This is a genomic window from Halosimplex halobium, assembly GCF_051414055.1.
In the GTDB taxonomy this organism is placed as follows: Archaea; Halobacteriota; Halobacteria; order Halobacteriales; family Haloarculaceae; genus Halosimplex; species Halosimplex halobium.
This window is the reverse complement of record NZ_JBLKNX010000033.1, coordinates 1-20,941: the sequence shown is the minus strand read 5'-3', so window position 1 is coordinate 20,941 and position 20,941 is coordinate 1. Positions and strand designations below refer to the sequence as shown.

Sequence of the window (20,941 nt, the reverse complement as noted above, 5' to 3'; positions counted from 1 at the left end):
CGTCGAGCGATTCGTCGAGTGCTTCCCGGACCCGGTCGAAGTGGTCACTGATCCGGTCGGGCAATTCTGCCAGCTCCTCGTCGCTCATAGGTCGCCCCCGTTCCTGATCTCGTGGCATCGATCGAATCTCGTGACATATCGTTGTACGTTCTCACCTAAGTCCGCTTCGGCGTAGTCGAATCCCTCGTCGGGGGAACCAGGCTGGACACGTCTTTCGTGTCGACTTTCTCGCCGCCGCCGACCGCGCAACTAGATATCGTCAAACGGAGGGTTTACTGTTCGGCATCCGACCTGATCCGATATGCCCGCCCAGTTGGACCCTGACTTCCCGCTCTTTCTCGGCGGGATGCTCGCAGCGATCTGTGGTGCTGTCGCGGGGTTGATCTACGTCGTTGCCCTTCCCGGCTCGTCGGTCGTCGCACTGGCGTATGCGTTCGGTGCGCTTGGGGCCGTTTTCCTGGGTATCGGAGTTCTCGCCGCAGTCGCCCTCTGGGTGTATCGAAAGCAGTAACCCGTCGCGATGAACGCAGGTCGGGGCGCCAGTGGACCGGCCCCGACCCGCAGATGCCTCGCGAGTGCCCGTCCACACCGGGCAGGTGGCCATCGGAACACCTGTCGCTTAACCGTTCCGATGTAGTTGTGTTATTGACACCAACGCGCGGATCTGTTCTGCTTACTGTACTTGTCGCCACCCATAATTCGAAGAGAGTATGTCTGGCACACTGGACGACACGTCGAGCAGGATAGTTACGCGATCCCACTCACGCCAACCCACTGGAAGACCCCGTTTCGCCCGGCCAGTACTGACGGGTAATCCGTGACGGTGAGTCGATAGAGATCGTGTTCACAGGCCACGCGATCGACGTTCGCAGAATATCGGAAGCCATCGTTGAGATCCCAGCCGGAGACACGCCACGTTCCCCGTCGAAGGGACCGCCGTGGTTTCAAACCGAGTTCGACGTTGAGTCGACACATCTGAGCGGCGAGACGATCGCTCGCCGTGTAGTATCTCTCGGTTTCGTCCGCATCGCCCGCGAGTAAGGTTTCGTAGAGGTGTCGCTGCTGGTCAGGGGCGAGATTCCAGATTAGCGGCGGCAGATGTTTGTCGTGGCTGCCAGTCCCGCAGAGGGACCTGAACAGTCGTCCGAACAGCTTCGAGGAAAACGTGAACCCTCGGTCGTCGGCCACTTCGAGGAGTCCCATCCGCCCCAGCAGGTCCCGAATCACCGGACGATGCTCCGCATCTTCCTGAGCGATCTTGATCGAGATGGTGTCGCTCGTCGGCGAATCGGTCGTGCTCCCCTCCGCGACGAACCATCCCAGAAACTCGATAAAATCATCCCCGTCGAATCGGTATGGCCGTCGATGGTGACCCGCCCCCTCTCGGATCGTCACCTCCGTCGCGAGCGTCTCGATCTCGTTCTGGTATTGCTCGAACATCTCGGGGTCGAAGCAGTACCCGATGTGTGAATTCGGCCGCCGTGGCTCACACCCGTCCGGGAGCTTCCGTCGAACGGTGTGGCCGTGAACGTCCGTTGCAGCACATATCTCGTAGTCATCCAGCAAGTCGGTAACATCGACTTCCTCTAATCGTTCTCCGGGAAGTGTTCGCCACTCGTTTGCGAACTTGTACTCTTCGTTGGCATCCAGCTGTCGTGCAGGACGGGTCTGCAGGTCCGATTGCCCGATCGTCCGACAGAGCACTCGGTGTTCCGGGTGCACACGGAGGTCACACCGCCTGGTTTCGATGGCGACGAGCGTCCCTTCGTAGGTGACCCGCTCAACCGTGGATACGGGCTTCAATTTGGCCACTCTCGTCGTCGGGTCGAGGCTGTAGACGAAGTCACCCGGACGCAGATCTGCCACCGCGACCGGCCCTGTTGCCGTGACGACCTCGGTATCCGCTGTGAACCCGCCGGTCGCTATCTCGTAGTCGCCTGTAGTTGGTTCTCGGACCGATTCGTTCCCGTTCCCGCCAGCGATATCGGTCGACATGGGGGGCACTCCCTCGTGCCCCTATAAAAACTATCGCCGCGTTGTCGAGTTAGCCGTCCCGGGTATCGGGACCGCTGGAACTAGACCGTTCGCAGTATGATCTAACTCTTCTCTCAGACCTCGACTCCAGCGATCGACTGCCGGGTCACCGGTAGTTCAGTACGGGGAGTTCGTAATATTACATCTCTTATATTACGGACAGACCATTGGCACTTTCGTTCTCTCCAGCCACTCCACAGCACGACCGAGCTGTCGTTTAAATTTTAGTATGATTCAATGGGGCGATGGTGGCGATCGGCTCCAAATTTGATCCCACCGCTGGTCAGCCACCGGTTGGGCTCTTCTGTGTTCGATGGTTGTTGTGAGTTGCTCTGGACAATTGGTCCTCTCCAGATCGAGGGTTCGTCATGCCGAGTTTCTCAGTCGAGTGATATACAAATTGTCGCACGGCCGTTCTCGAAGCTCGTGCTCACCGGGCCCAATGGATTGTCTACTACTGCGGTATCTAATCACTCTAATTAGGTTTGTTCGAACCGACTGTATTTCGGACTACACACCGTGTTTGCACGGCACCATCTCGGTCATTTTCCGGTCGTACTACCCGGCTTACCACTGCAACCCTCGGTTTCCACTGATTCGGACGAATATCGCAGTTTGAAGGTGGTTTTACGCCGTATCATACGACTCTACCGACCGCTATCATATCGAAGTGTGTGCCCCGAGCGCGACAACCTGTCGGATTCAGGGGAGCGAGACGCACGGCCAGCCTGCCAGTCGGGCTGTACCGGTGGATATCGAACGTCTGAGCCGGTGGGAATTCCATACGAGTGAGAACACATACGGAAACCGGAACGGATCAGAGGGCGCAATAGAGGGCCGCTATCACGCCCTATTTCCGATTGCGGGGGCTGAGCGAGCCGCGCCATGACCGATTCTAGATGGGTTACAGCCACGACAATGCGACCCACCCATCGTCGAGACTGGCGATATCCACAGCGATAGCCACTGGTGAGTCACATTTTGGACTCCGCCTGCGAATCCATCTAGTCGCGATCCCGGGCCACACACTCCAATAGTAGCGGTGATTCGGCCAGGGTGTACCCGCCGATACAACCGATATGAAACGGGTGTACCATCAAAAACCGGATATATCACCCCCTGTACGCACCAGCGGCGCGGCACTACACCCGGCTCAGCACCCGGTCGACACGGTCGCAGTCCACGCCGTCGACGGGGCAGTCTCGACACCAGTCATCCCCAAAGTATAACGAATATATCAGTCTCACACGAGCCGGACCGGGACCGCGGGCACGGCCTGGGAAGGCCATGACACGGGAGCCACGATCCGGAACCTATCGGGCTCAAAATATGAATCCCGACAGGGGGTTCGTCACTCACCCGCGCACCAGACCGGCCACCGAATCGAGCAGAGCCGCCGGATCCCGAAGTCGAATCCGAGTCGGAACCGCCCGTGGTTCAACCGCCCCGATCACGCCTCACGAACTAATCACCGAATCGACACGTGACTCGACTGGAGCCCGCACAGTACTCGTCGTAATCCGTCCCTCGACCGGCACCACGTACTATCCGACTAATGATAGTTCGGCCAGCCGTCCCGTCCGGCACCCCTGCGGGGAGACGCAGACAGCCACCCCTCAGAGCACTTCGTTGCGCAGCTGGGTCAGAGTACGACACTCGGTGAATCCGGGGCGGTCGATCCGGAAGGAGCTCGGCGGCGTCGACTCCGAGTAGGTCTTGTGGACACGCGGGTCGCCCTCGAGCGGGTCGTTGAGCGCGGCGACGATCTCGTGGGCCTTCGACGTGGACATCGCGACCCAGATGGCCTCCTCGGGGTCGCAGGCGGCCATCTTGTCGTAGTCCTCGGGGACCGCCCGGCGGGTGTCGTGGTTGATGCGCTCGACCTCGACGGTCACGACGATCTCGCCCTCGTCGTCGAGGCCAACCACGTCGAGGCGACGGCGCTCGAAGTCGTCGGCAGCGTCGGCCGCGTCCTCGTCGTCGCCGAAAAAGCCCGCGGCGTCGACCGACCCCTCCTGCAGATCGTAGTAGGGGCGGACCGTCACCACGTCGGAGTCGGGGTCGTTGACGTACTCGCGGGTGAGCCAGCGGACCGCGAGTTCGACGGCCATGACGTGCTGGGTGGACTCGTCGAGGTCGCCTTCGCCGTGGCCGAAGGCGGCGCCGTGGCTGTGGGACTCCTCGAGCACGTCCCGTCCCTCCGGGCGGACGGAGTAGAGCCGGTGGGGGCGGTCGGTGTCCTTCCGGAGCAGGCCGTCGTCGACGAGCTCCTCGATGGCCTCGCTGTCGATACCGACGTACTCCTGGATGCGGACCATCGAATCGCGGACGATGTCGAACTCCGGGCGCTCGTAGCGACGGCGCTGGACGTTGTACACAGCTTGCAGGAAGAGGATCTGCCGGACCGAGTAGTCGGCCTCGGCGACCTCCTTGGGGGTGAGCTTGCATTCGGTGTCGCAGATCGGGATGTCGGCCTCGTCGACCTCGGCCAGCGAGTGACAGCAGGTGACTGCCTGGATCAGCCCCCGGCTGTCCGTGCTGTGGCGGGTCTCACACGCGTCACAGCGGAGGAGATGGGACGCCTCGTCGTAGGCCACGCAATCGGGCAGCCGCTTCGTGTACGGCAACAGCGTGTCGACGTGGGGCACGTCCATCGCGACGGAATCGTCGTCCGCTTCGAAGTCGTGGTCGACGGTGCCTGGTTCACCAAGCTCGATCCCCGCCTCGGCGGTCGTCCGCTCGACGAGGGCCTCGACGGCGTCTTCGAACGCCTCGCGGTCCGCGCCTTCGAGCGGGCGGTCGCTGGCGGGATGGCCGGACGGGGCCGGCAGCGACTCCCCCAGCAGCGGGCGGACGGGGTCGTCGCCGAAGCCCGCGCCCGGGCGGACGAGCCACTCGCCGCGGCCCAGGGCGCCGAGGCGGCGCTCGACGGCGCTCGGCGACATCTCGCCCGTCGCGAGCACCTCGGGCAGGTGGCGGTCGACGGCGACGTTGCCGACGACGAAGGTTGCGGTCTCGTTCAAGGCCTCCCGGTACGTGTTGTTCTCGGGGTCGGGCGAGTCGAGCTGTTCGAGGAACTGAACCCCGAGTGTGACCGACAGGTCGAAACTCCGGCCCTGGGCCAGCAGCGTGTCGACGAGTTCCGTGTCGGCCACGTCCTTGGCCTCCTCGAGATAGAGGTTGACCTGTGGATTGTCCGCCCCGCTGGCTGTCCGCTCCTCGCGGGCCTTGAGCGCCGTCCAGAGGTTCGAGAGGAGGACCAGTGTCAGGGTGCGCTTGACCCGCGTCTCCATCCCGCCGAAGTCGAAGATGACGACCGTATCCGCGTCGACGATGTCACCGAAGTCGAAGCGGGCGTCGTCACCCTCGGGGACGTGGTTGAACAGCGGGGCGAGGCGGGCGTCGGTGGCGATCGTCTCGACGCGTGAGATGGCCCCGCCCATGATCTTCGTGAAGACATCCCGGTCGCGTTCCAGCAAGCCCGCGAAGTACGACTCGAAGGTCGCCTCCGAGACGGGTGGCGGCGACTCCGACCCCTGGGTGCGCTGCAGCGCGTCGTAGAGTTTCGAATGCGGGAAGGCGTCGTCGCCGTGGACCGGGTCGTACAGGGCCCGCAGGTGGTTGCGGATGACGCGGGGCGATTCAGTGGCGTCGTCGTACTGGCCGGCGGGCATCGCACCGCGGAGGATCTCCTCGTAGTGGCCCGTCTTCCGGGAGCGGGCCTCCTCGCGGGGCAGCCCCGCCTCCAGCAGCGGCCCGATATCGAAGAAGGAAAACGCCGGGAGGGCGCTCGTCAGGTCGAAATACAGGACATCGTCGAGGTCGCCCTGGGTGGCGTAGTGGGCCTGCAGGTACTCCCGGGCGGTGCCCCCGCCCTTGTAGTCGAAGAGAATGTCCGGGCCGTCGGTGGCGTCGAGATTCGAGAGCATCGCGCCGATCGTGAGGACGGACTTGCCCGAGCCGGTGTCGCCGACGACCACCTGGTGGCGGGGCTGGTAGTCCGGCGGCAGGACGAGCGGCTGGTCGACGGGCTGGCGGTCGCTGGTGAGCGGGCGGACCAGCGCCATCCCCGGCGGGCGGTAGCGGGCGAGCTTGCCCGGTTCCGGCAGCGCGATGCCCGTCCGTTCCCGGTGGCGGACGCCGACGGCGCGCTGCCCGGTCGGGGTGAGCGCGCTCCCGTCGAGCAGGCAGAGACCGGGCAGTTCGGCCGGGGTGGCGACGATCCCCGGACTGGTGAACGACCGCCGGAGGCGATTGGACGTGGATTCGTAGGCGACGGGGTCGTGAGCCCGCTCGGAGAGCGCGTCGAAACAGTCAGTCCCTGGCCCACCAGGGTCGCCGGGATCGTCGACGTGGACGGTCGCGTCGAGGTCGTGAAACTCGCCCGCGATCGGGCTGAGCGCGTTGGTGATGCTCTCGGCGACACGCTCGGGCGGCCGACCTCGGTCGTCGGGACCGACGACGGCGCGGACGGTCACCTGGAACGTGTGGCGGGTGTCCCGCTCGGCGAGGCCGTCGAGCCGGTCCTGGTCGGCGGCCGGGGGTTCGTAGGCGCGCTCCTCGTCGACGGGCCGCGGGAAGATAGCCTCCCGGAGTTTCCCGCCGAGCGTCGCGGTGCCGTCCTTCAGGGCGAGTTCGTACTCCTCGGCGTCGGGGCTGATGTCCCGGTACGGGCGACAGAGCACCTGATAGACGACGGGCGCGTCGGCGTCCCGGAGCGTCTCGACGAGGGTGGTGAGCGGGAGTCGGCGGGTATCGTCGCCGCTGGGCTGGTCGCTGGCCAGGTCGCCGAACGCGGTGAGCGGCGTCTGCCAGTCGCAAGGGCGGTCAGCGTGGCCGCGAATGTCGACGCCGGCCAGCGGCGGCGTGTCCGCCGTGGGTTGGTCGGCCGTGTCCGTGTACAGCTCTCTGGGGCCGGTCAGCTTCAGCAGCGTCGTGAACTCGGCCGGGCGCCACGTGACCCTCCGGAGTTCGTAGGTGTCGGGGAGGGCCGTCCGGCAGATGCGTTCGAGCTCGTCGTGTACCTCGGGGTCGGTGACGCCGACGAGCCAGCGAACAGTCGTGTCCGCGCGCCCATCCCCGACGAGCAGCCACTCGACGCTCGGGGCGGTGGCGTCGCCCAGCAGGCGGTCGCGCAGGCCTGTGCTCGCGGCGCGGTCGAGCGCGCTGTGGAGCTGGGCCATCGCCTGCTCGACGGCGCGCACGGCGAGTGGCGTGTCGGTCGGCGTGATCTCGATGTAAGTCCGGGGACCGGGGTCGGTCGCTTCGTCGTCGGTCGTGGAGTCGATGTGCCCGTCGGTGGCCGCGGCGTCGGACTCCTCGACCGGCCCCCGGAGTGGGGCTGATCGCGTGGGTTCGTCGCGCGGGGTCGTGTCGGTGGAATCCTCATCGCTCGCCATCGATGATCTCCGCGTGTTCGCGGTATGTGTGGTCCGCTCGTGTTTTGCTATTGAAGATTGTGGGATCGAGCGCGTGCCGTGATCGGCGATGCGTGTCGGTGGTCCCAGCGATGGAAGCCCCTCGGTGTGCTCGCGGTCGCCTGCGGCAGGATATCCGCGCGGCACTGCTCGCGCGGATAGAGCCCGCACGGACGACTGTCGGCGCGAGCGCGCTTTCCCCTACCAGTCCGCCAGGCGGGGGCGGTACTGGGGGATCGTTACCTGAAGACGCCTTTCATTCGGCACGGGATTTTTTTGGGAAGTTGATCAATACCGGCCAGTGTGGCTCCGACGGGCCCGACCGCCGATGTCGTCTGTGTCGGCGCGCAGCAGGAACCGGTCGCGGAGCGACTGGCGGCCGAACTCGACCAGTATTCCATCGAGACAGTGTCGTCGGTCGCGGCGGTCGCCGACCGACCAGTCGGATCCATCGCCTGTGTCGTCGCCGTAGTCGAGGCGGGAGCGTTGAGCGTCGACGCGGTCGAGCGGGTGGCAGCCCGCGATGTCCCCGTCGTCGCCTTCGTCGATCCGACAGCGTCCGCGGACGCGGCGCTGACAGCGGGCGCCACCGACGTCGTCACCGCAGCCGGGTCCGACCGGTACGCGGTATTGGCCCACCGCATCGAGACGACCCTTCGGGGTTCGGAACCGCCCCAGTCCCAGCAGGCGATCCCGGCACAGTTCGCGGCGCTCACCAACAACGACTCGTTCGCGGTTATGACGATCGACGACCGGAGTCGCATCCAGTTCGCCAGCCCAGCGACCGAGGACATCTTCGGCTATCCGCCAGCGGAACTGGAAGGGCAGTCGCTGACGACGATCATGCCAGAGCGGTTCCACGACGCCCACCACGAGGGCGTCGCGACGTATCTCGCGAGTGGCGAGCGCTCGCTGGACTGGTCGTGGATCGAACTCCCGGGGCGCCACCGCGACGGCACCGAGATCCCGCTCGGGATCTCCTTCGGCGAGACAGTGACCGACGACGGGCGGCTGTTCAGCGCCATCATTCGGGACATGCGCGACCAGCAGGCGCGTGAGGCACAGCTCGACCGACTCGCGACGGCGGTCGAAGCCTCGATGGACGGGATCGCGCTGCTCGACGCGGACGGCCGATACGAGTATGTCAACGCGGCACACGCGGCTATCTACGGCTACGACGATCCGGCGGCGCTGGAGGCCGAACACTGGCGGACGCTGTACGAGGACGCAGAAGTGGCGCGGCTCGAAGCCGACGTACTCCCGACCGTCGCCGACGAGGGGCAGTGGCGCGGCGAGCTGACCGGTCGGCGTGCCGACGGGTCGACCTTCCCCCAGGATATTTCGCTGACCCAGCTCGACGACGGCGGGCTGGTGTGTGTCGTCCGGGACATCTCCGACCAGGTGCGCCGGCGAGACGAACTCCAGAGCGAGCGGCGGTTCGTCGAGAGCATCATCGACGCACTCCCGGACGCCTTCTACGTGCTCGGGGACGACGGGACGTTCAAGCGATGGAACGACGAATTGAACGCGGTGACCGGCTACAGCGACGCCGAACTCGACGGGATGGACGCGCTGGCGGTGATCCCGGAGACGGACCACGACCGGGTCGGCGCCGCGATCGCTGCCGTCCTGCACGACCACGAGCCCGTCACCATCGAGTCGGCGCTGCTGACCAAGCAGGGTGAGGCGATCCCCCACGAGTTCAGCGGCAGTCCGCTGCGCGACGCCGACGGGACCGTGACCGGTCTCGTCGGGATCGGTCGCGATATCTCGTCGAAACGGCTGCGCGAACAGCGGCTGTCGGTGCTGTCGCGGGTGCTGCGCCACAACGTTCGCAACCGGACGACGGTCATTCGCGGCCGGGCAGAGCAGGTCGCCGATCACGTCACCGACCCCGAGCTGTCGGCCGCACTCGATACCGTCGACCGGGCGGCGGCGGCCCTGGAGTCGACCAGCGAGCACGCCCGCCTGGCCGAGCGGTTGCTTCGCGACCGGGACACCGAGCGCCAGCCGATCGACCTCTGTCGGGTGGTCGAGGCGGCACTCGAAACGGCCGAGACGGCGGGGATCGATCTCTCGGTCGACCTGCCCGACACGGCGGTGGTGACGGCGACGGGCCACGTCCAGCACGCGGTGACCGAACTCGTAGACAACGCCCGGAGTCACATAGAGGACCCGACGATCCGGGTCGCGGTGACCCGTGGCGACGACCACGTCCGGATCCGGGTCGCCGACGACGGGCCTGGGATCCCCGGCCACGAACGCGAGGCCGTCCAGTCGGACGCGGAAACACCGCTCGCTCACGGCACCGGCATCGGCCTGTGGCTCGTCGCGTGGATCACCAGCAGTGCCGGCGGGACGCTCACGTTCGAGGAGAGTTCGCTCGGCGGGACCGCGGTCGTGCTGTCGTTCCCGGCGGCGTAGCGGGCGACGGCCACCCCGGCAAGGACTCACCGTTCGTCAGCAGTGTGCTAGTCAGGGTGGACGACCGTCAGGCAGGCGGGACACTCGGCGTAGTAGCGGGTCGTCGCGTCGGCCTCGTACTCGACGAGGACATCCCGCTGGTGGAGGGTCGCGCCGCATTCGGGGCAGGCTCCGAGCGCGTCCGAGTGCTGGTGCATGTGTCTCAACGGGGAACGGATGCGTGTGCCATCCGCGAGGACCGCATCCTCTGTTCGATCGCTCGGTCGCACAGCACTTAACGGTCCGCTGACCGGGGCGAAAGTGAAATTGCGGCGTCGGTCGAGCTTCGTGGCGAGCCAGTCTTATGTAACAGTTATCGCCATCTGTCGGTTCGTTCGTTACATAAGACACACAACTATCCCGAACGCGCTCCGAATCCGCCGAACAGCGGTTTCGAATCCCCGAAAACCATCACATAGTTTTTATTGGGTGGTCGGCCTCCGCCCTCGTGGGATGGCTGGGTTCGAGGATGCGGGCGTCAGCGTCCACCGCCACTACGACAGTACAGCAACGCGGCCGAGCATCGCCGTTCTCGCGGCGCTGGCCGATATCAAAAACGAGCGACTCGAGACCGTGTCGGCGTCACTCGGGACGACGCTCCACGACCACGTCGACGCCGACGCGCTGGACCGGCTGATCAGGAAGAATCCGGCCTCGACCGTGTCGTTCCGGTTCGAGCAGTATCGGATCCGGATCGACGACAGCGAACTCGTGGTCGCGCTCGCCTGAGCGGTCGGGGCGACCGTCGGTCGGTGTGGGCCATCGGTCGGTCACGACCGCGTGGTCACCGATGCGGTCGGCCAGCCGACGGGATGCGACAGGCGGTTCTCCGCGTCGGTCCCGTCGGTATCGCGCGTGCCGTCCGTAACGCTCATGCTAGTGTGTCACATACACACAGGTACACCCGGCGTGGGTGGGTGACCGGAAGCTCACTGCCCCTGCTGCCAGCGCATCGTTCACGGCTCCCAACCCCGAACGGTGTCACCCCGAGCTCCCGGGCCGACCCCTTCGGGTGTGTGCCCACCCGGCTCGGCCCCTGCCCGCAGTCTGGCGGCGCACCCACGTGCCCACCGCTGTCGGGCCGAGCCGGTGTGGGTTTCCGGGCGTGGATTCGAAGATTCCTGACCGATTGCGACCGTGCTGACTCCGGCAGTTCGGTATCCGGCTCGGCTGCTGCGTGATCCTACGATAGCGTCCCGGTCATGAGGTAGTACTCGTGGCGTGGGTCGCGCCCCCAGAGCACTGGGTCCATCAGCGACTCGGTCGCGATTGCACGCACGCCTTCGTCGTGGAGGATGTCGCGTAGCGCCTCGGGCGGGCGCCCGTCGTACAGCGGCAGTTCGTCGTGGACCTGTTCGTATTCGGCCCACGGTTCGGGGTGGTCCCAGCACCCCTCGATGAGCAGCAGTCGGCCACCCGGTTCGAGGACGCGCTGCCACTCACGGAGCGCAGCCCGGGGATTCGGGAGCGTCCAGACGAGGTGACGGGCAGTGACTAACTCGACGCTGTCGTCGGCCAGCGGCAACGACTCCGCATCTCCCTGCAGGACCGCAAGCGACCGGTCAGTCCCACGGGATTTCGCCCGGGCCTGGGCGAGCATCGCCGGCGCCGCGTCGACGCCGACGACCTCGTGCCCGAGGTCGGCGAGCAACAGGGCGACCACCCCGGTGCCACAGCCCACGTCGAGGGCCCGACCCGGGTCCGCACCGACCCACTCGCGGAGGACCGCGAGCCAGCGGTCGCGCTGGGCGTCGGTGTGGATCCCGTGGTGGGGTTCGTCGTCGAAGGTGTCGGCCCGCCCGTTCCAGTGCTGGCGGACGAGGTCCTTGACCGCAGTCCGGTCGGTCGACGGGTCCGTCACGGGTCTCCCTGGGGATCTGTTTGGGTGGCTTCCGTCGTAAGGGCGGTCAGTCGAACGGCCATGGAGTGTCTCATGCGTCGGGATCGGACAAGAGCACAGTTTTCACAGACCTCGCTTTTCCGTTTCGCTTGGCGGATGGGCTGGTGGGTCGGTCGGGTTGTCAGTCGGTCAGCGAGTCGAGTTTGTCCCGGATCTTCGCGTACATGTCCGTCGAACAGTACCAGCCCGCGTCGACCATCGCGTCGACCACGGCTCGGCCCTTCTCGGCGGTGAGCGGGCCGTCGCTCACCTGCGACAGGACGAGATAGGCCGTCCCCCGGGTCGGAATCCCCTCGACCGACGCGGCATCACGCCCAGCGGTCTCGTCCATGACGGCAACGCCGTCCCGGGCTGCGGCACAGGCCAGGACCGCGGCATCCGCATCGCTCAGGTTCGGATTCTCCTCGAGTCTGGCCCGGAGCGGCGTCTCCGCGACGGTGACGACCTCGAACGTGTCGGCGTCGATCGCAGCCTCGACACGGCGTGCATCCGGATATCCCGCCTCGATACCCTCGTCGACGACCTCCTCGTGGACCGGCGCTGGAACGATACACCGTTCGTCGTGATCGTCGACGATGTCGAGCGCGTCGGCTTTCGCGAGGTAGATGAGCGGCGTCGCGTCGAAGACGAACATTCACAGTGCCTGGAGGTCGTCGTCGAGGTGGTCGTCGTCGACCCACGTGATATCGCGCTCGTCGGCGAGCTGGGCGAGTTCCCAAACGGACACGTCCGCCTGGTCGGCGGCGGCACTGAGCGTGAGCCGGCCTGCCTCCAGCTGGTCGAGGGCTCGCTCGCGGCGCCACTCGTCGAGCCCCTCGGTGAGCAGTTTCCGGACGGCCGTGCTCCGGTCGAGATTCTCTTCGTCGAGGTAGGCTTCGAGCTCCGCCTCCAATTCGTCGGGGACCCGTGCCGATATCGTTCCCATACTGTATGCTATGCATGCAATGCAAACAGTCTTTCGTGCATTGCGCTGTGGCCGTGGCTGTCCCGGGGACCGCTTGTTCGCGTGCCCGCTCGGGCGACCGCTCGCGGCAGCTCGTGCTCTAAATCATTCTAGGATATGTATATACAACAACCTATAGGTATTACACAACTTGATGGTACGTGCGTCCGGATCGGACGGTGTGGTTGGACGCAAGCTCCTCACAGCGGTCATGGTCGTAGCGATGGTCGCAACCGCGGCAACGGGGTCGGTCGGAGCACTCACGGCCCCGTCGGCCGACGCGACGACAGCAGTCAGTGAAACCACGGTGACGGTCACGAACGTCGTCGACGGCGACACGGTCGACATCGAGTACCAGAACGGGTCGACCGACACGGTGCGGCTCCTGGGTGTCGACACGCCGGAGACGTACGGGTCGGTCTCGCCCGGCGAGTTCGAGGGCGTGCCCGACACCCAGGCCAGTCGGGAGTGCCTGGAAGCGGCCGGCGAAAACGCGAGTGCCTACGCGACCGACCGGCTGGCCGGCCGGACGGTCACGCTGCAGTTCGACAACCAGGCGGACCGTCGGGGCTACTACGGCCGCCTGCTGGCGTACGTGCAGGTCAACGGGTCGAACTTCAACTACGACCTGGTTGAGACCGGCCACGCACGCGTCTACGACAGCACCTTTTCGGAGAGCGAGTCGTTCTACAACGCGGAGTCGGCAGCCCAGGCCGCGGAGCGCAACGTCTGGGACTGTCGGACGCCCGACGATGGCGGTTCGGGTGACGACTCCAGCGACAACGAGTCGAGCGGGGACGCGAGCGCCCTCTCGATCGCGTGGGTCAATGCGGAGGGCGACTCGCTGAACGACGAGCGAGTGAAGATCGAAACCACCGGTAGCAGTTCGGTCACCCTCGACGGCGTGACGCTGTCGGACGCGGCTGGCCACAGCCACACGTTCTCGGGGCTGACCCTCGGCGCCGGCGACGCGGTGTACGTCCACACGGGCAGTGGCACGGACGACGCCGATGACCGGTACATGGGCTACGAGATGGAGATCTGGAACGACGACGGCGACACGGCCACGCTGACGGCTGCGAACGGGACCGTCGTCGACGAATACCAGTACGGGGATGCCAGCGGGGCACCCGGTGAGGTGACCATCGAGTGGGTCAACGCGGAGGTCGACTCGCTGAACGCTGAACGGGTAAAACTCACCAACACGGGCAACGGGCCGATCGACCTGTCGGGGTACACGCTCAGCGACGCGGCGAACCACGAGTTCGCCTTCCCTGATGGGTTCACACTCGGGGCCGGTGAGTCGGTGTACGTCCACACGGGGAGCGGCACCGACGACAGCGACGACCTGTACATGGGCTACGAGATGGAGATCTGGAACGACGGCGGCGACACGGCGACGGTCCGGACGGCCGACGGGGCGGTCGTCGACGAGTTGTCGTACTGAGGACTGCTGTTGCGAGTTCACTTTTGGAGCCCCGGAGGCGCGATTCAACGATTCCCGTACCTACGGTTCACTATCCTAGCTGCTCAGTATAGGTGAACGACTTAGCGCAGGAGATCGTAACTTATCCACCAGGTGGCAGATGGGCCGTGATTGACATCCTCCTCCGCGTAAACGCGGAGGAATCCCGAGCGGTGGGAGTTTCAGGTCTGCAGTCCAGTCACCGGACTACCACACCTTTCGGGCGCGGGTAGTCCCACGGCATCGATGTGGTGGACTGCTAGCGGTGCCAAGCCGCCGTTACCCCTCTCCTCAACCGTGTTTCGCGTCCCAGTGTTGTTTTGGCCACGGGGACGCCAGCAGGCGTCAGCGGAGTTGGGGGTATCGTCTGGTTTGCTTTGAGCAGTCGGCACGTTGGCACACCCTTCGAGGATGTGGCGTTCACCGACTGTTCTTTCGGATACTGTCGTCCGAGAGACTCCGTCTCTCGTGATCACGAAAATCTGCGATTTTCGAACGACCTCGTTAGGTGGGCGGACAGGCCGCCTCCGAAGGACGATTCGGAATCCGCTCCGTTCCGACCGATTCCTATCTGTTGAGAGGGGTGCCTGTCACTTAAACGTCGGTATCCCGAAACTCAGAGTGCTGTCGAACGTGGGTTCTCTCCCAAGTTGACGGCGCGTATCCACGGCGTAAACGCCGTGGTATTGCGCCTGTTCAGCGTATAATATAGAGAATCGATTTATCACAGTACCCGAGTCAGTTCGTGTATACTGTCTGCGACCATAGTCATGGTTGAGTCGTCGGCCTGCGCCACACGCTTGGTGATCTCTTGGTGAGGAAAGACGTGCAGCGACCACGGACTCACGTAACTCGGATACGTCTTCAGTTCGCCTTCGGTGAGCGAATCGGCCGTCAGTTCAACTGCTATCTCCCGCTCGGTCGACGTGATGACCGCAACCGTATACCGATCGCCGAAGAACGGCCGGTTCCGGTTCGAGACGACGAGATACGGCCGGACTCCGCTTTTGAACGTTGCTGGCGCGAGGACGATACTGCCTTGTGCGTAGGCCATCCTACGCGTTCTCTCCTAGTTCCGGCGCGTCGTCGGCCCACTCGTCATCGTCGCCGTATGCGTCGTCGCCATACTCGGCCTCGATCTGCTGGAGGCTCACTGCGTTCGCAATCTCCGAGGCTGCGATGTCCTCGGCAACCGCCCAGTAAGAATCGACCTTCCGAACGAGGTCCTTCTCTTGGAGTCGGGAGAGGGTCTTGTGGACGCTGGAATGCGGAACGTCGGTCAGTTCTGTCAGTTCCTTCGGGCTGAACCCCATGTCGGGATGGTCGAGCAACACCGTGAGCAGTTCGTGGGCGTTTGTGCCCGGTCTAACGGGCGGCGTGTCCCCTCCGCTGGAATCGATTCTGATTGGCATTGATGTCTGTCTATGTCAGTATCTGTCTGAGAACGTCATAAAGTTGTTGCCGTCGAAATATGCTCGTGATCAAGATCTTTATCGACCGCTCTCTATCCTGTGTTCTCGCTGAACAACCAGTGATGAATACGCGCTCTGCAACCCACATGGCACTCTGAACATCATCTGAAACTGGCAGACTCGCAGTATGCAGGTACAGTGAGCGGTTGATTCAGTCTTTCACCGGTAAAATAATCTTCCAGCAATCGCTCAGCGCAGGTGATGGACTTAGCATGCGAGCATCCGTCGAGCGAACGCAGTGAGCGAGGCGGTTCACCGGACGCAAGCGAGCGGAGCGAGCGCGTCGTCCGGCCTTTTTCCCCAAGTTTTTGCGACGGAGGATCCCCGCAGCGAGGCCGAAGGCCGAGCGAGGAGCTCTCCGTCGCAAAAAGTGGGTTTGCAAAGCTACTTTTTAGCGTTTTCAGCCAGTTCGACAATGAAACCAACCATCCTGTGACTAATTCTTAGACTCCCTCACAGTGAATCCCTGAGCCGACACCACCCCTTGAACGCCCTCGGCGCGCTCGCGGTCGCTGCGCGGGATATCCGCGCTCTCGGCACCGCCCACGCGGATAGTGGCCCGCGCAGGCGACTACACGAGCGCGAGCGCGCCTCGCCCGTTCAGTCCACCAGGGTGGTGGGTGGCGCCACGGCTTTTGTCGTCGGCTGGCCGGTGTGTCGTGACGGCCCGCCCCGCTCGCCGCTTCCTCCCGGAGCGCGCTCGCGACTGACCATTCCGGGCGTGCGGGCGCTCTCCGCACCGCGAGCGCCCGTACCGGGCTAAAGTGCATGTGCCCTCGCGCCAGCGGGTCTCCCGTTTCGGTCCCGGACTTCCGGCGGCTTCCGGGACGCTCCGCCCCGCGACGGACGTGGTTGCGGTCGCGGGCGAAACGGGGACTCCGCTGGCCGCGCGCTCCGGGCGGGTCGGCGCGCGGTGCTGGATGGGTGGCTGGCGTTCCACCGCGGCGCCGCGGCCGAATCGGCACTGCCGCCGCGGCGCCGCGGCGGAGGTGCGCCACGATGGAGCCACAGCCACTCACCGAACACACAGTCGAACAGTTGGTAACCGCCCTGCGCCCGTCACACCGCGAGCGGGTTCGGATCGCCGAGCTCCGGGCGATGGCCCGCGCGCACGACGACGACCCGGACGAGGCCGTCCGAGCGTACTGCGAACGACGGCTCGAACGGCAGTACTTCGACACCGAGCAGTTCCTGCCGCCCGCCGCCGACCCGACGTACTACTGACGGTCGGTCGGGAGCGCGGCCGACCGACCATCGACTGTCGCGCTCGGCGGCTGTCGCCCGAGCAACAAGGTCGCTCCTCGCACGGTTGCCCGCAGTTCCAACGGTGGGGGAGTGTGGTTGGGGTTGGATGGGCACTGTGGCCGGATCGTGCCGGAACCGGTGGGCGTGCCTCGTTGCTGTGGCTCCGCGTGCACGTTGCAGCTGATCTCCGCGCCGGTCATCGTCGGCCAACCGTCCGTCTCGATTCGATACCGCTCACGAGCCTCCGTGTCGCTCGTGGAATCCTGGACAGCCGTCTGGCTCACACGTCTCCATCGGACCGGGATCCTCGCCGGAGCACGGTTTCGGAGGGCACCTCCGGGGCAGCTGTTCGGGCGCTGTAGCGGCTCCCCGTTCGGTGTGTGGTGACGGCCCGCCCCGCTCGCCGCGTACCGCCCGGAGCGCGCTCGCGCTGCATATCGCGAGCCAGCACTTCACCCGTTTCGGTCCCGGACTTCCGGCGGCTTCCGGGACTCTTCGACCCGCGACGGACGTGGTTGCGTCGCGGGCGAAACGGGGAATGTGCTGGCCGCGCGCTCCGGGCGGGTCGGCGCGCGGTGCTGGTTGTGGAGTCCTCGACAGCGCGCGCTCGTCGCGCCCGAAGGGCGCGAGCGAAGGCGCGAGCGAGCGCGCGCAGATGAGTCTGTGTCGGACGTGGTCGTCGGAAAACCGCGATGCTTGAACATCGCGGTGGCGGCGCCGTGAGCGCCTTCGGAGTTGAACTCCAATGAACAGTAGCACGCGATTCGGTAGTAAAGTTTCGGACGCACAGGCGGATGAACAGGATGTCGAGGCGGCCGACGAACAGCCGGAGTTGCGGCGGTCGGTCGAGCAGGAGAAACAGGGCAAGGTCGATACGAATCATCCGGAGGCCAGGCCCGAGGGCATGACGCTGGAAGGCGAGGAGAAGTTCCGAGCCCGAGAGGCCGAGATTCGACGCACCCGCCAGCGGCTGGACAGACGGCAGTCCTCGGACAGAGAAGCACGGACGCGCGAGGTGGTCAGGTCACAGACGCGCTACGCCCAGGAAGAACAGCCCGACGATCCACGGACCAAGTTGAGCCAGGAGCAATTAGCGGAAGTCAACGAGCGCGCAGCGCAGATAGCCGAGGAGTTGGACGAACGGTCCAGGGCAGGGGCAGCGTATCGACTCGCCAAGAAGGTCGCCGAAGGCGTTGACATGCTGAACGCGGCGTTGCTGGTCAAAGAGGAGTTGCACGCCTCACCTGGGGTGCCAGTCCCGATCGGGACGCTCGAGGAGGTCCCACGGTCGACCGTCGACATCGAAGGCGAGGTGGTGCAACTGTGGGATGCGGCGAGCCCGGCAGTGTGCCAGGTCGGATTGATCGAAGACGACACAGGGCGAACGAAGTTCACCAGTTGGGTGAAATCGGACCCGAAGCTCGTCCAGGAAGGTGACCACGTCAGGTTGCGCGCAGTCGAGAAGAGCTGGTACGAGGGCCGCGTGTCAGTAGCCGTCACGGGCTGGTCACAGATCGAATTCCCGGAACGCGGGCGGTGGTGGGACGAGTAGGGCGCACCCACTCTCGTTTTTTCTTTGGCGCCGGACCAGCCCAACCCCGCCGCCCCACCCTCCGCTCCGTGCTCGCGTCCTGCCGTCGCTGCGCGCGCAGCCACGACCGTTTCCACAGGATTCCCAGTACTGAGGGTGGACAGACGCATTGAACGGTGGCTCCGATAGGCCCCTTCCCGATCAAGTCGTGAGATGTGGACTGCGAATTGGGCGTTCGCCTTGGCCACGCCATCGTCAGATTACTGACCGTCCCACGTCAGCGCGTCGGCCGTTGGAAATTCTTGTTTTGCTGTCTGTGGTGGGTTGTAGTACCGGGACTCGATTTCGTAGTAGCCAAACTCCGGCGGGATGCGGGCACAGGCCGCTGCCAGCGGCTCATCTGCCGTATGCGTGATCACGCGGATTCGAGCGTTGCGTTCGAACAACCGGACAGCCAGTGCCACGATCGATGCATCCCGCCAGTTGTTCGTCACCGGATACTTGCTCTCCCGGTTGAGGAGCACGTCTGCGAGGTGCTGGGCAGTCTCGACTGGGTCGTCGACGGCGTCGAAGCTATCGCTTCGAACGGCTGGCAGTGGGGTTGCGACGCGAAGCCACCCCTCCTCGATCGCGTGGTCGAGATAGGGGTTCGTTGGCTCGTCCCCTCCGCCAAAGTCCGCCAGTTCACGGTAGATGGCTGCTGGCACCCAGATTTCTGTGTCGGCCGATTCGACGGCGCGTTTGAGCGATTTGAGATGTGGACTCGGATGCTTCCCCAAATTCCGAAACATAACGGTATCCGCGATGTTCGCCGTGTACATACGTCGGCAACTCCCCCTGCTACTCGTCGGTCAGCTCGGCCTGCAGCTCGCCGGCTTCGTCATCGAAATCCGCCGGCGAATACGTCGTTGGGGGAGTGTCGCTCTCGAACTCCCGGATCTCGTACAGTGCTTCGAGAAGGTCGTAGGCGGTCCCGGACGACAGCCCCGTGAGGCTCGCAAGTTGCCGTGTCGTGATCTCCCCATCACGATGCGCTGTCGCGAGGTCGAACGCAAGCGCAAAGGTCACGATCCCGTGGTCGTCGAGCACGCGGTCGATGACGGGGAAATCGTCACTGCGTGCGATGACCGCGACGATCTCGGGTGTGATCGAAACCTCGACATCGCGAACCGTGAGCGACAGTTCGAAGTCTGCCGCCTCATACTCGGTTGGGCCGGTGTGTGACTCGACTTCGGTGAGCAGTCCAGCGTGCTCTAACTTGCGGAGGTACTCGTACACCGTCTTTTTCGACACAGTCACCGTCTCCACGAGTTCAGGACCAGTTGCGGCCCCGGAGTTGCGAATCGTCGAGTAGAGCGACGCAAGGTCGGTGTTCGAGAGCAAGTCCGTGAACGTGGGGATCCCGGTAATCGTGTCCGGACTGTCGCCCCCGGTCCGGACGTGTTCAGTGTCGTAGCTCATGTTGTATACTGTTACGAAACTCGAAACCAAAAGTGTTGTTCTCAGTTGCCGGTGTTCGAGACACCACCGAGTAGGTCCGTGAGGCCAGACAGGGAGCCATCTGGCTACACAAGGATTGTGGGATAGAACAGGCGCCCATCGGTCTTGACTGTGGTCTCGACGCCGGATCAACCCAACCCGACCGCCCCACCCTCCGCTCCGTGCTCGCGTCCTACCGTCGCTGCGCGCGCAGCCACGACCGTCGGTATCCGGTTTCCGTGCCCAAGCTACGGTGCTCTCGACTGAATTCTCGCTCGGTAGGTTTGTCGCACCCTGTGAGGGGTGAGGGCGCGTCGCGTCCTCGGGAGCAACTGATCACCGTGAGTTCACACGACGACGCGACCGACGTATCGATCGATCCGATCCCAGTCGACATCACGATGACCGATTCGGAGCCGATCACCCCGGACGATGTCCCGGTGGAGATCGAATCACTGACGCTCGCGCTCGCGAACGAATCGCCACCGACCAATCCACTCGTCGTCCTGAAGGCGGCGCGGTGGTGGTACATCCACGGGCAGGGCGGCGCCGATCCCGCCTTCCAGTGGGCGATCGAGTGGACTCGTCACCTCGCGACCGACGCGTCAACTGACCCGGAACGGTTCCACGCGTTTCTCGAGTATCTCGTGGCCGTCGGCTTCGCCGAGACCAAATCGGCCCTTCAGTAGCGTAGCGAGCGACGTTGCCTCGAACGATGCGTCCCAGGCTGAGCAGGACGATCGCGCTCCCGGTATTCTATCGGGGGCAGGAGTGACTGAGCCCCAACGCGGGCTCGTGATACAGACCGATAGCGCATACCTCCGTCTTCAGGCGGAGGTCAAGCGATAGGCATAGTGCGTCAATCCACGAGCGTCGCCATTCCTGGATTTCCCACGCTCCAACGGAGGTATTAAGACTTCGACGAATCATAGTGTGCAATACGGATGAAGACCACACGGCACGCGACCTACAACCTCAACTACCACATAGTG

The 20,941-nt window shown here is 64.8% G+C and carries 18 protein-coding genes; 7 read left to right on the top strand and 11 right to left on the bottom strand.

The window, feature by feature from the left end:
* Positions 1–84: 84 nt before the first annotated feature.
* Positions 85–249: a DUF7718 family protein gene (locus ACMGFG_RS23435; protein ID WP_436932709.1), complete on the bottom strand. Its 165-nt coding sequence runs from the start codon at positions 247–249 to the stop codon at positions 85–87.
* A gap of 52 nt (positions 250–301) precedes the next feature.
* On the opposite strand from ACMGFG_RS23435, the gene ACMGFG_RS23430 reads away from it, so the two are divergent.
* Positions 302–511, top strand: coding sequence for a hypothetical protein (locus tag ACMGFG_RS23430; protein WP_436932708.1), 210 nt, complete (start codon positions 302–304; stop codon positions 509–511).
* A gap of 236 nt (positions 512–747) precedes the next feature.
* On the opposite strand, the gene ACMGFG_RS23425 is transcribed toward ACMGFG_RS23430, so the two are convergent.
* Positions 748–1,995, bottom strand: a complete 1,248-nt coding sequence (locus ACMGFG_RS23425; RefSeq protein ID WP_436932707.1) for a hypothetical protein — start codon at positions 1,993–1,995, stop codon at positions 748–750.
* A 1,655-nt stretch (positions 1,996–3,650) separates the two neighbouring features.
* On the bottom strand, positions 3,651–7,433 hold the full coding sequence (locus ACMGFG_RS23420) for an ATP-binding protein (RefSeq protein WP_436932706.1): 3,783 nt from the start codon (positions 7,431–7,433) through the stop codon (positions 3,651–3,653).
* A 321-nt stretch (positions 7,434–7,754) separates the two neighbouring features.
* Here ACMGFG_RS23420 and ACMGFG_RS23415 point away from each other — a divergent pair, with 321 nt between their 5' ends.
* Positions 7,755–9,875, top strand: a complete 2,121-nt coding sequence (locus ACMGFG_RS23415; RefSeq protein ID WP_436932705.1) for a PAS domain-containing protein — start codon at positions 7,755–7,757, stop codon at positions 9,873–9,875.
* Between the two features lie 47 nt (positions 9,876–9,922).
* Here the strand turns inward: ACMGFG_RS23415 and ACMGFG_RS23410 are convergent, their stop codons facing one another.
* A complete protein-coding gene (locus ACMGFG_RS23410; protein WP_436932704.1) occupies positions 9,923–10,072 on the bottom strand; it encodes a DUF7837 family putative zinc-binding protein in 150 nt (49 codons plus the stop codon).
* 295 nt (positions 10,073–10,367) lie between these two features.
* On the opposite strand from ACMGFG_RS23410, the gene ACMGFG_RS23405 reads away from it, so the two are divergent.
* On the top strand, positions 10,368–10,643 hold the full coding sequence (locus ACMGFG_RS23405) for a HalOD1 output domain-containing protein (protein WP_436932703.1): 276 nt from the start codon (positions 10,368–10,370) through the stop codon (positions 10,641–10,643).
* A 454-nt stretch (positions 10,644–11,097) separates the two neighbouring features.
* Here the strand turns inward: ACMGFG_RS23405 and ACMGFG_RS23400 are convergent, their stop codons facing one another.
* The 3 genes from ACMGFG_RS23400 to ACMGFG_RS23390 all read right to left on the bottom strand — a co-directional run bounded on the left by ACMGFG_RS23400 (position 11,098) and on the right by ACMGFG_RS23390 (position 12,739).
* Positions 11,098–11,775: a class I SAM-dependent methyltransferase gene (locus tag ACMGFG_RS23400; RefSeq protein WP_436932702.1), complete on the bottom strand. Its 678-nt coding sequence runs from the start codon at positions 11,773–11,775 to the stop codon at positions 11,098–11,100.
* 160 nt (positions 11,776–11,935) lie between these two features.
* The gene (locus ACMGFG_RS23395; protein ID WP_436932701.1) at positions 11,936–12,448 is read right to left on the bottom strand and encodes a PIN domain-containing protein; all 513 of its coding nucleotides are present in this window, start codon (positions 12,446–12,448) and stop codon (positions 11,936–11,938) included.
* On the bottom strand, positions 12,449–12,739 hold the full coding sequence (locus ACMGFG_RS23390) for a hypothetical protein (protein WP_436932700.1): 291 nt from the start codon (positions 12,737–12,739) through the stop codon (positions 12,449–12,451).
* A 199-nt stretch (positions 12,740–12,938) separates the two neighbouring features.
* On the opposite strand from ACMGFG_RS23390, the gene ACMGFG_RS23385 reads away from it, so the two are divergent.
* Entirely contained in the window at positions 12,939–14,204 is a 1,266-nt protein-coding gene (locus tag ACMGFG_RS23385; RefSeq protein ID WP_436932699.1) for a lamin tail domain-containing protein, read from the top strand.
* A 742-nt stretch (positions 14,205–14,946) separates the two neighbouring features.
* On the opposite strand, the gene ACMGFG_RS23380 is transcribed toward ACMGFG_RS23385, so the two are convergent.
* Together ACMGFG_RS23380 and ACMGFG_RS23375 are read right to left on the bottom strand one after the other, a co-directional pair.
* The gene (locus tag ACMGFG_RS23380) at positions 14,947–15,276 is read right to left on the bottom strand and encodes a type II toxin-antitoxin system PemK/MazF family toxin (RefSeq protein ID WP_436932698.1); all 330 of its coding nucleotides are present in this window, start codon (positions 15,274–15,276) and stop codon (positions 14,947–14,949) included.
* A gap of 1 nt (position 15,277) precedes the next feature.
* Positions 15,278–15,634: a MarR family transcriptional regulator gene (locus tag ACMGFG_RS23375; RefSeq protein WP_436932697.1), complete on the bottom strand. Its 357-nt coding sequence runs from the start codon at positions 15,632–15,634 to the stop codon at positions 15,278–15,280.
* A gap of 1,059 nt (positions 15,635–16,693) precedes the next feature.
* Between ACMGFG_RS23375 and ACMGFG_RS23370 the strand changes: the two genes are divergently transcribed.
* Positions 16,694–16,918: a hypothetical protein gene (locus tag ACMGFG_RS23370; protein ID WP_436932696.1), complete on the top strand. Its 225-nt coding sequence runs from the start codon at positions 16,694–16,696 to the stop codon at positions 16,916–16,918.
* 766 nt (positions 16,919–17,684) lie between these two features.
* Positions 17,685–18,491 carry a DNA-binding protein gene (locus ACMGFG_RS23365; RefSeq protein WP_436932695.1) on the top strand — a complete coding sequence of 269 codons (807 nt, stop codon included), beginning with the start codon at positions 17,685–17,687 and terminating at the stop codon, positions 18,489–18,491.
* Between the two features lie 239 nt (positions 18,492–18,730).
* Here the strand turns inward: ACMGFG_RS23365 and ACMGFG_RS23360 are convergent, their stop codons facing one another.
* Both ACMGFG_RS23360 and ACMGFG_RS23355 read right to left on the bottom strand, forming a co-directional pair.
* Positions 18,731–19,291, bottom strand: a complete 561-nt coding sequence (locus tag ACMGFG_RS23360) for a PIN domain-containing protein (protein WP_436932694.1) — start codon at positions 19,289–19,291, stop codon at positions 18,731–18,733.
* A gap of 19 nt (positions 19,292–19,310) precedes the next feature.
* Positions 19,311–19,931, bottom strand: coding sequence for a helix-turn-helix domain-containing protein (locus ACMGFG_RS23355; protein WP_436932693.1), 621 nt, complete (start codon positions 19,929–19,931; stop codon positions 19,311–19,313).
* 359 nt (positions 19,932–20,290) lie between these two features.
* Here ACMGFG_RS23355 and ACMGFG_RS23350 point away from each other — a divergent pair, with 359 nt between their 5' ends.
* A complete protein-coding gene (locus ACMGFG_RS23350; RefSeq protein ID WP_436932692.1) occupies positions 20,291–20,638 on the top strand; it encodes a DUF8013 domain-containing protein in 348 nt (115 codons plus the stop codon).
* Positions 20,639–20,941 lie beyond the last annotated feature (303 nt).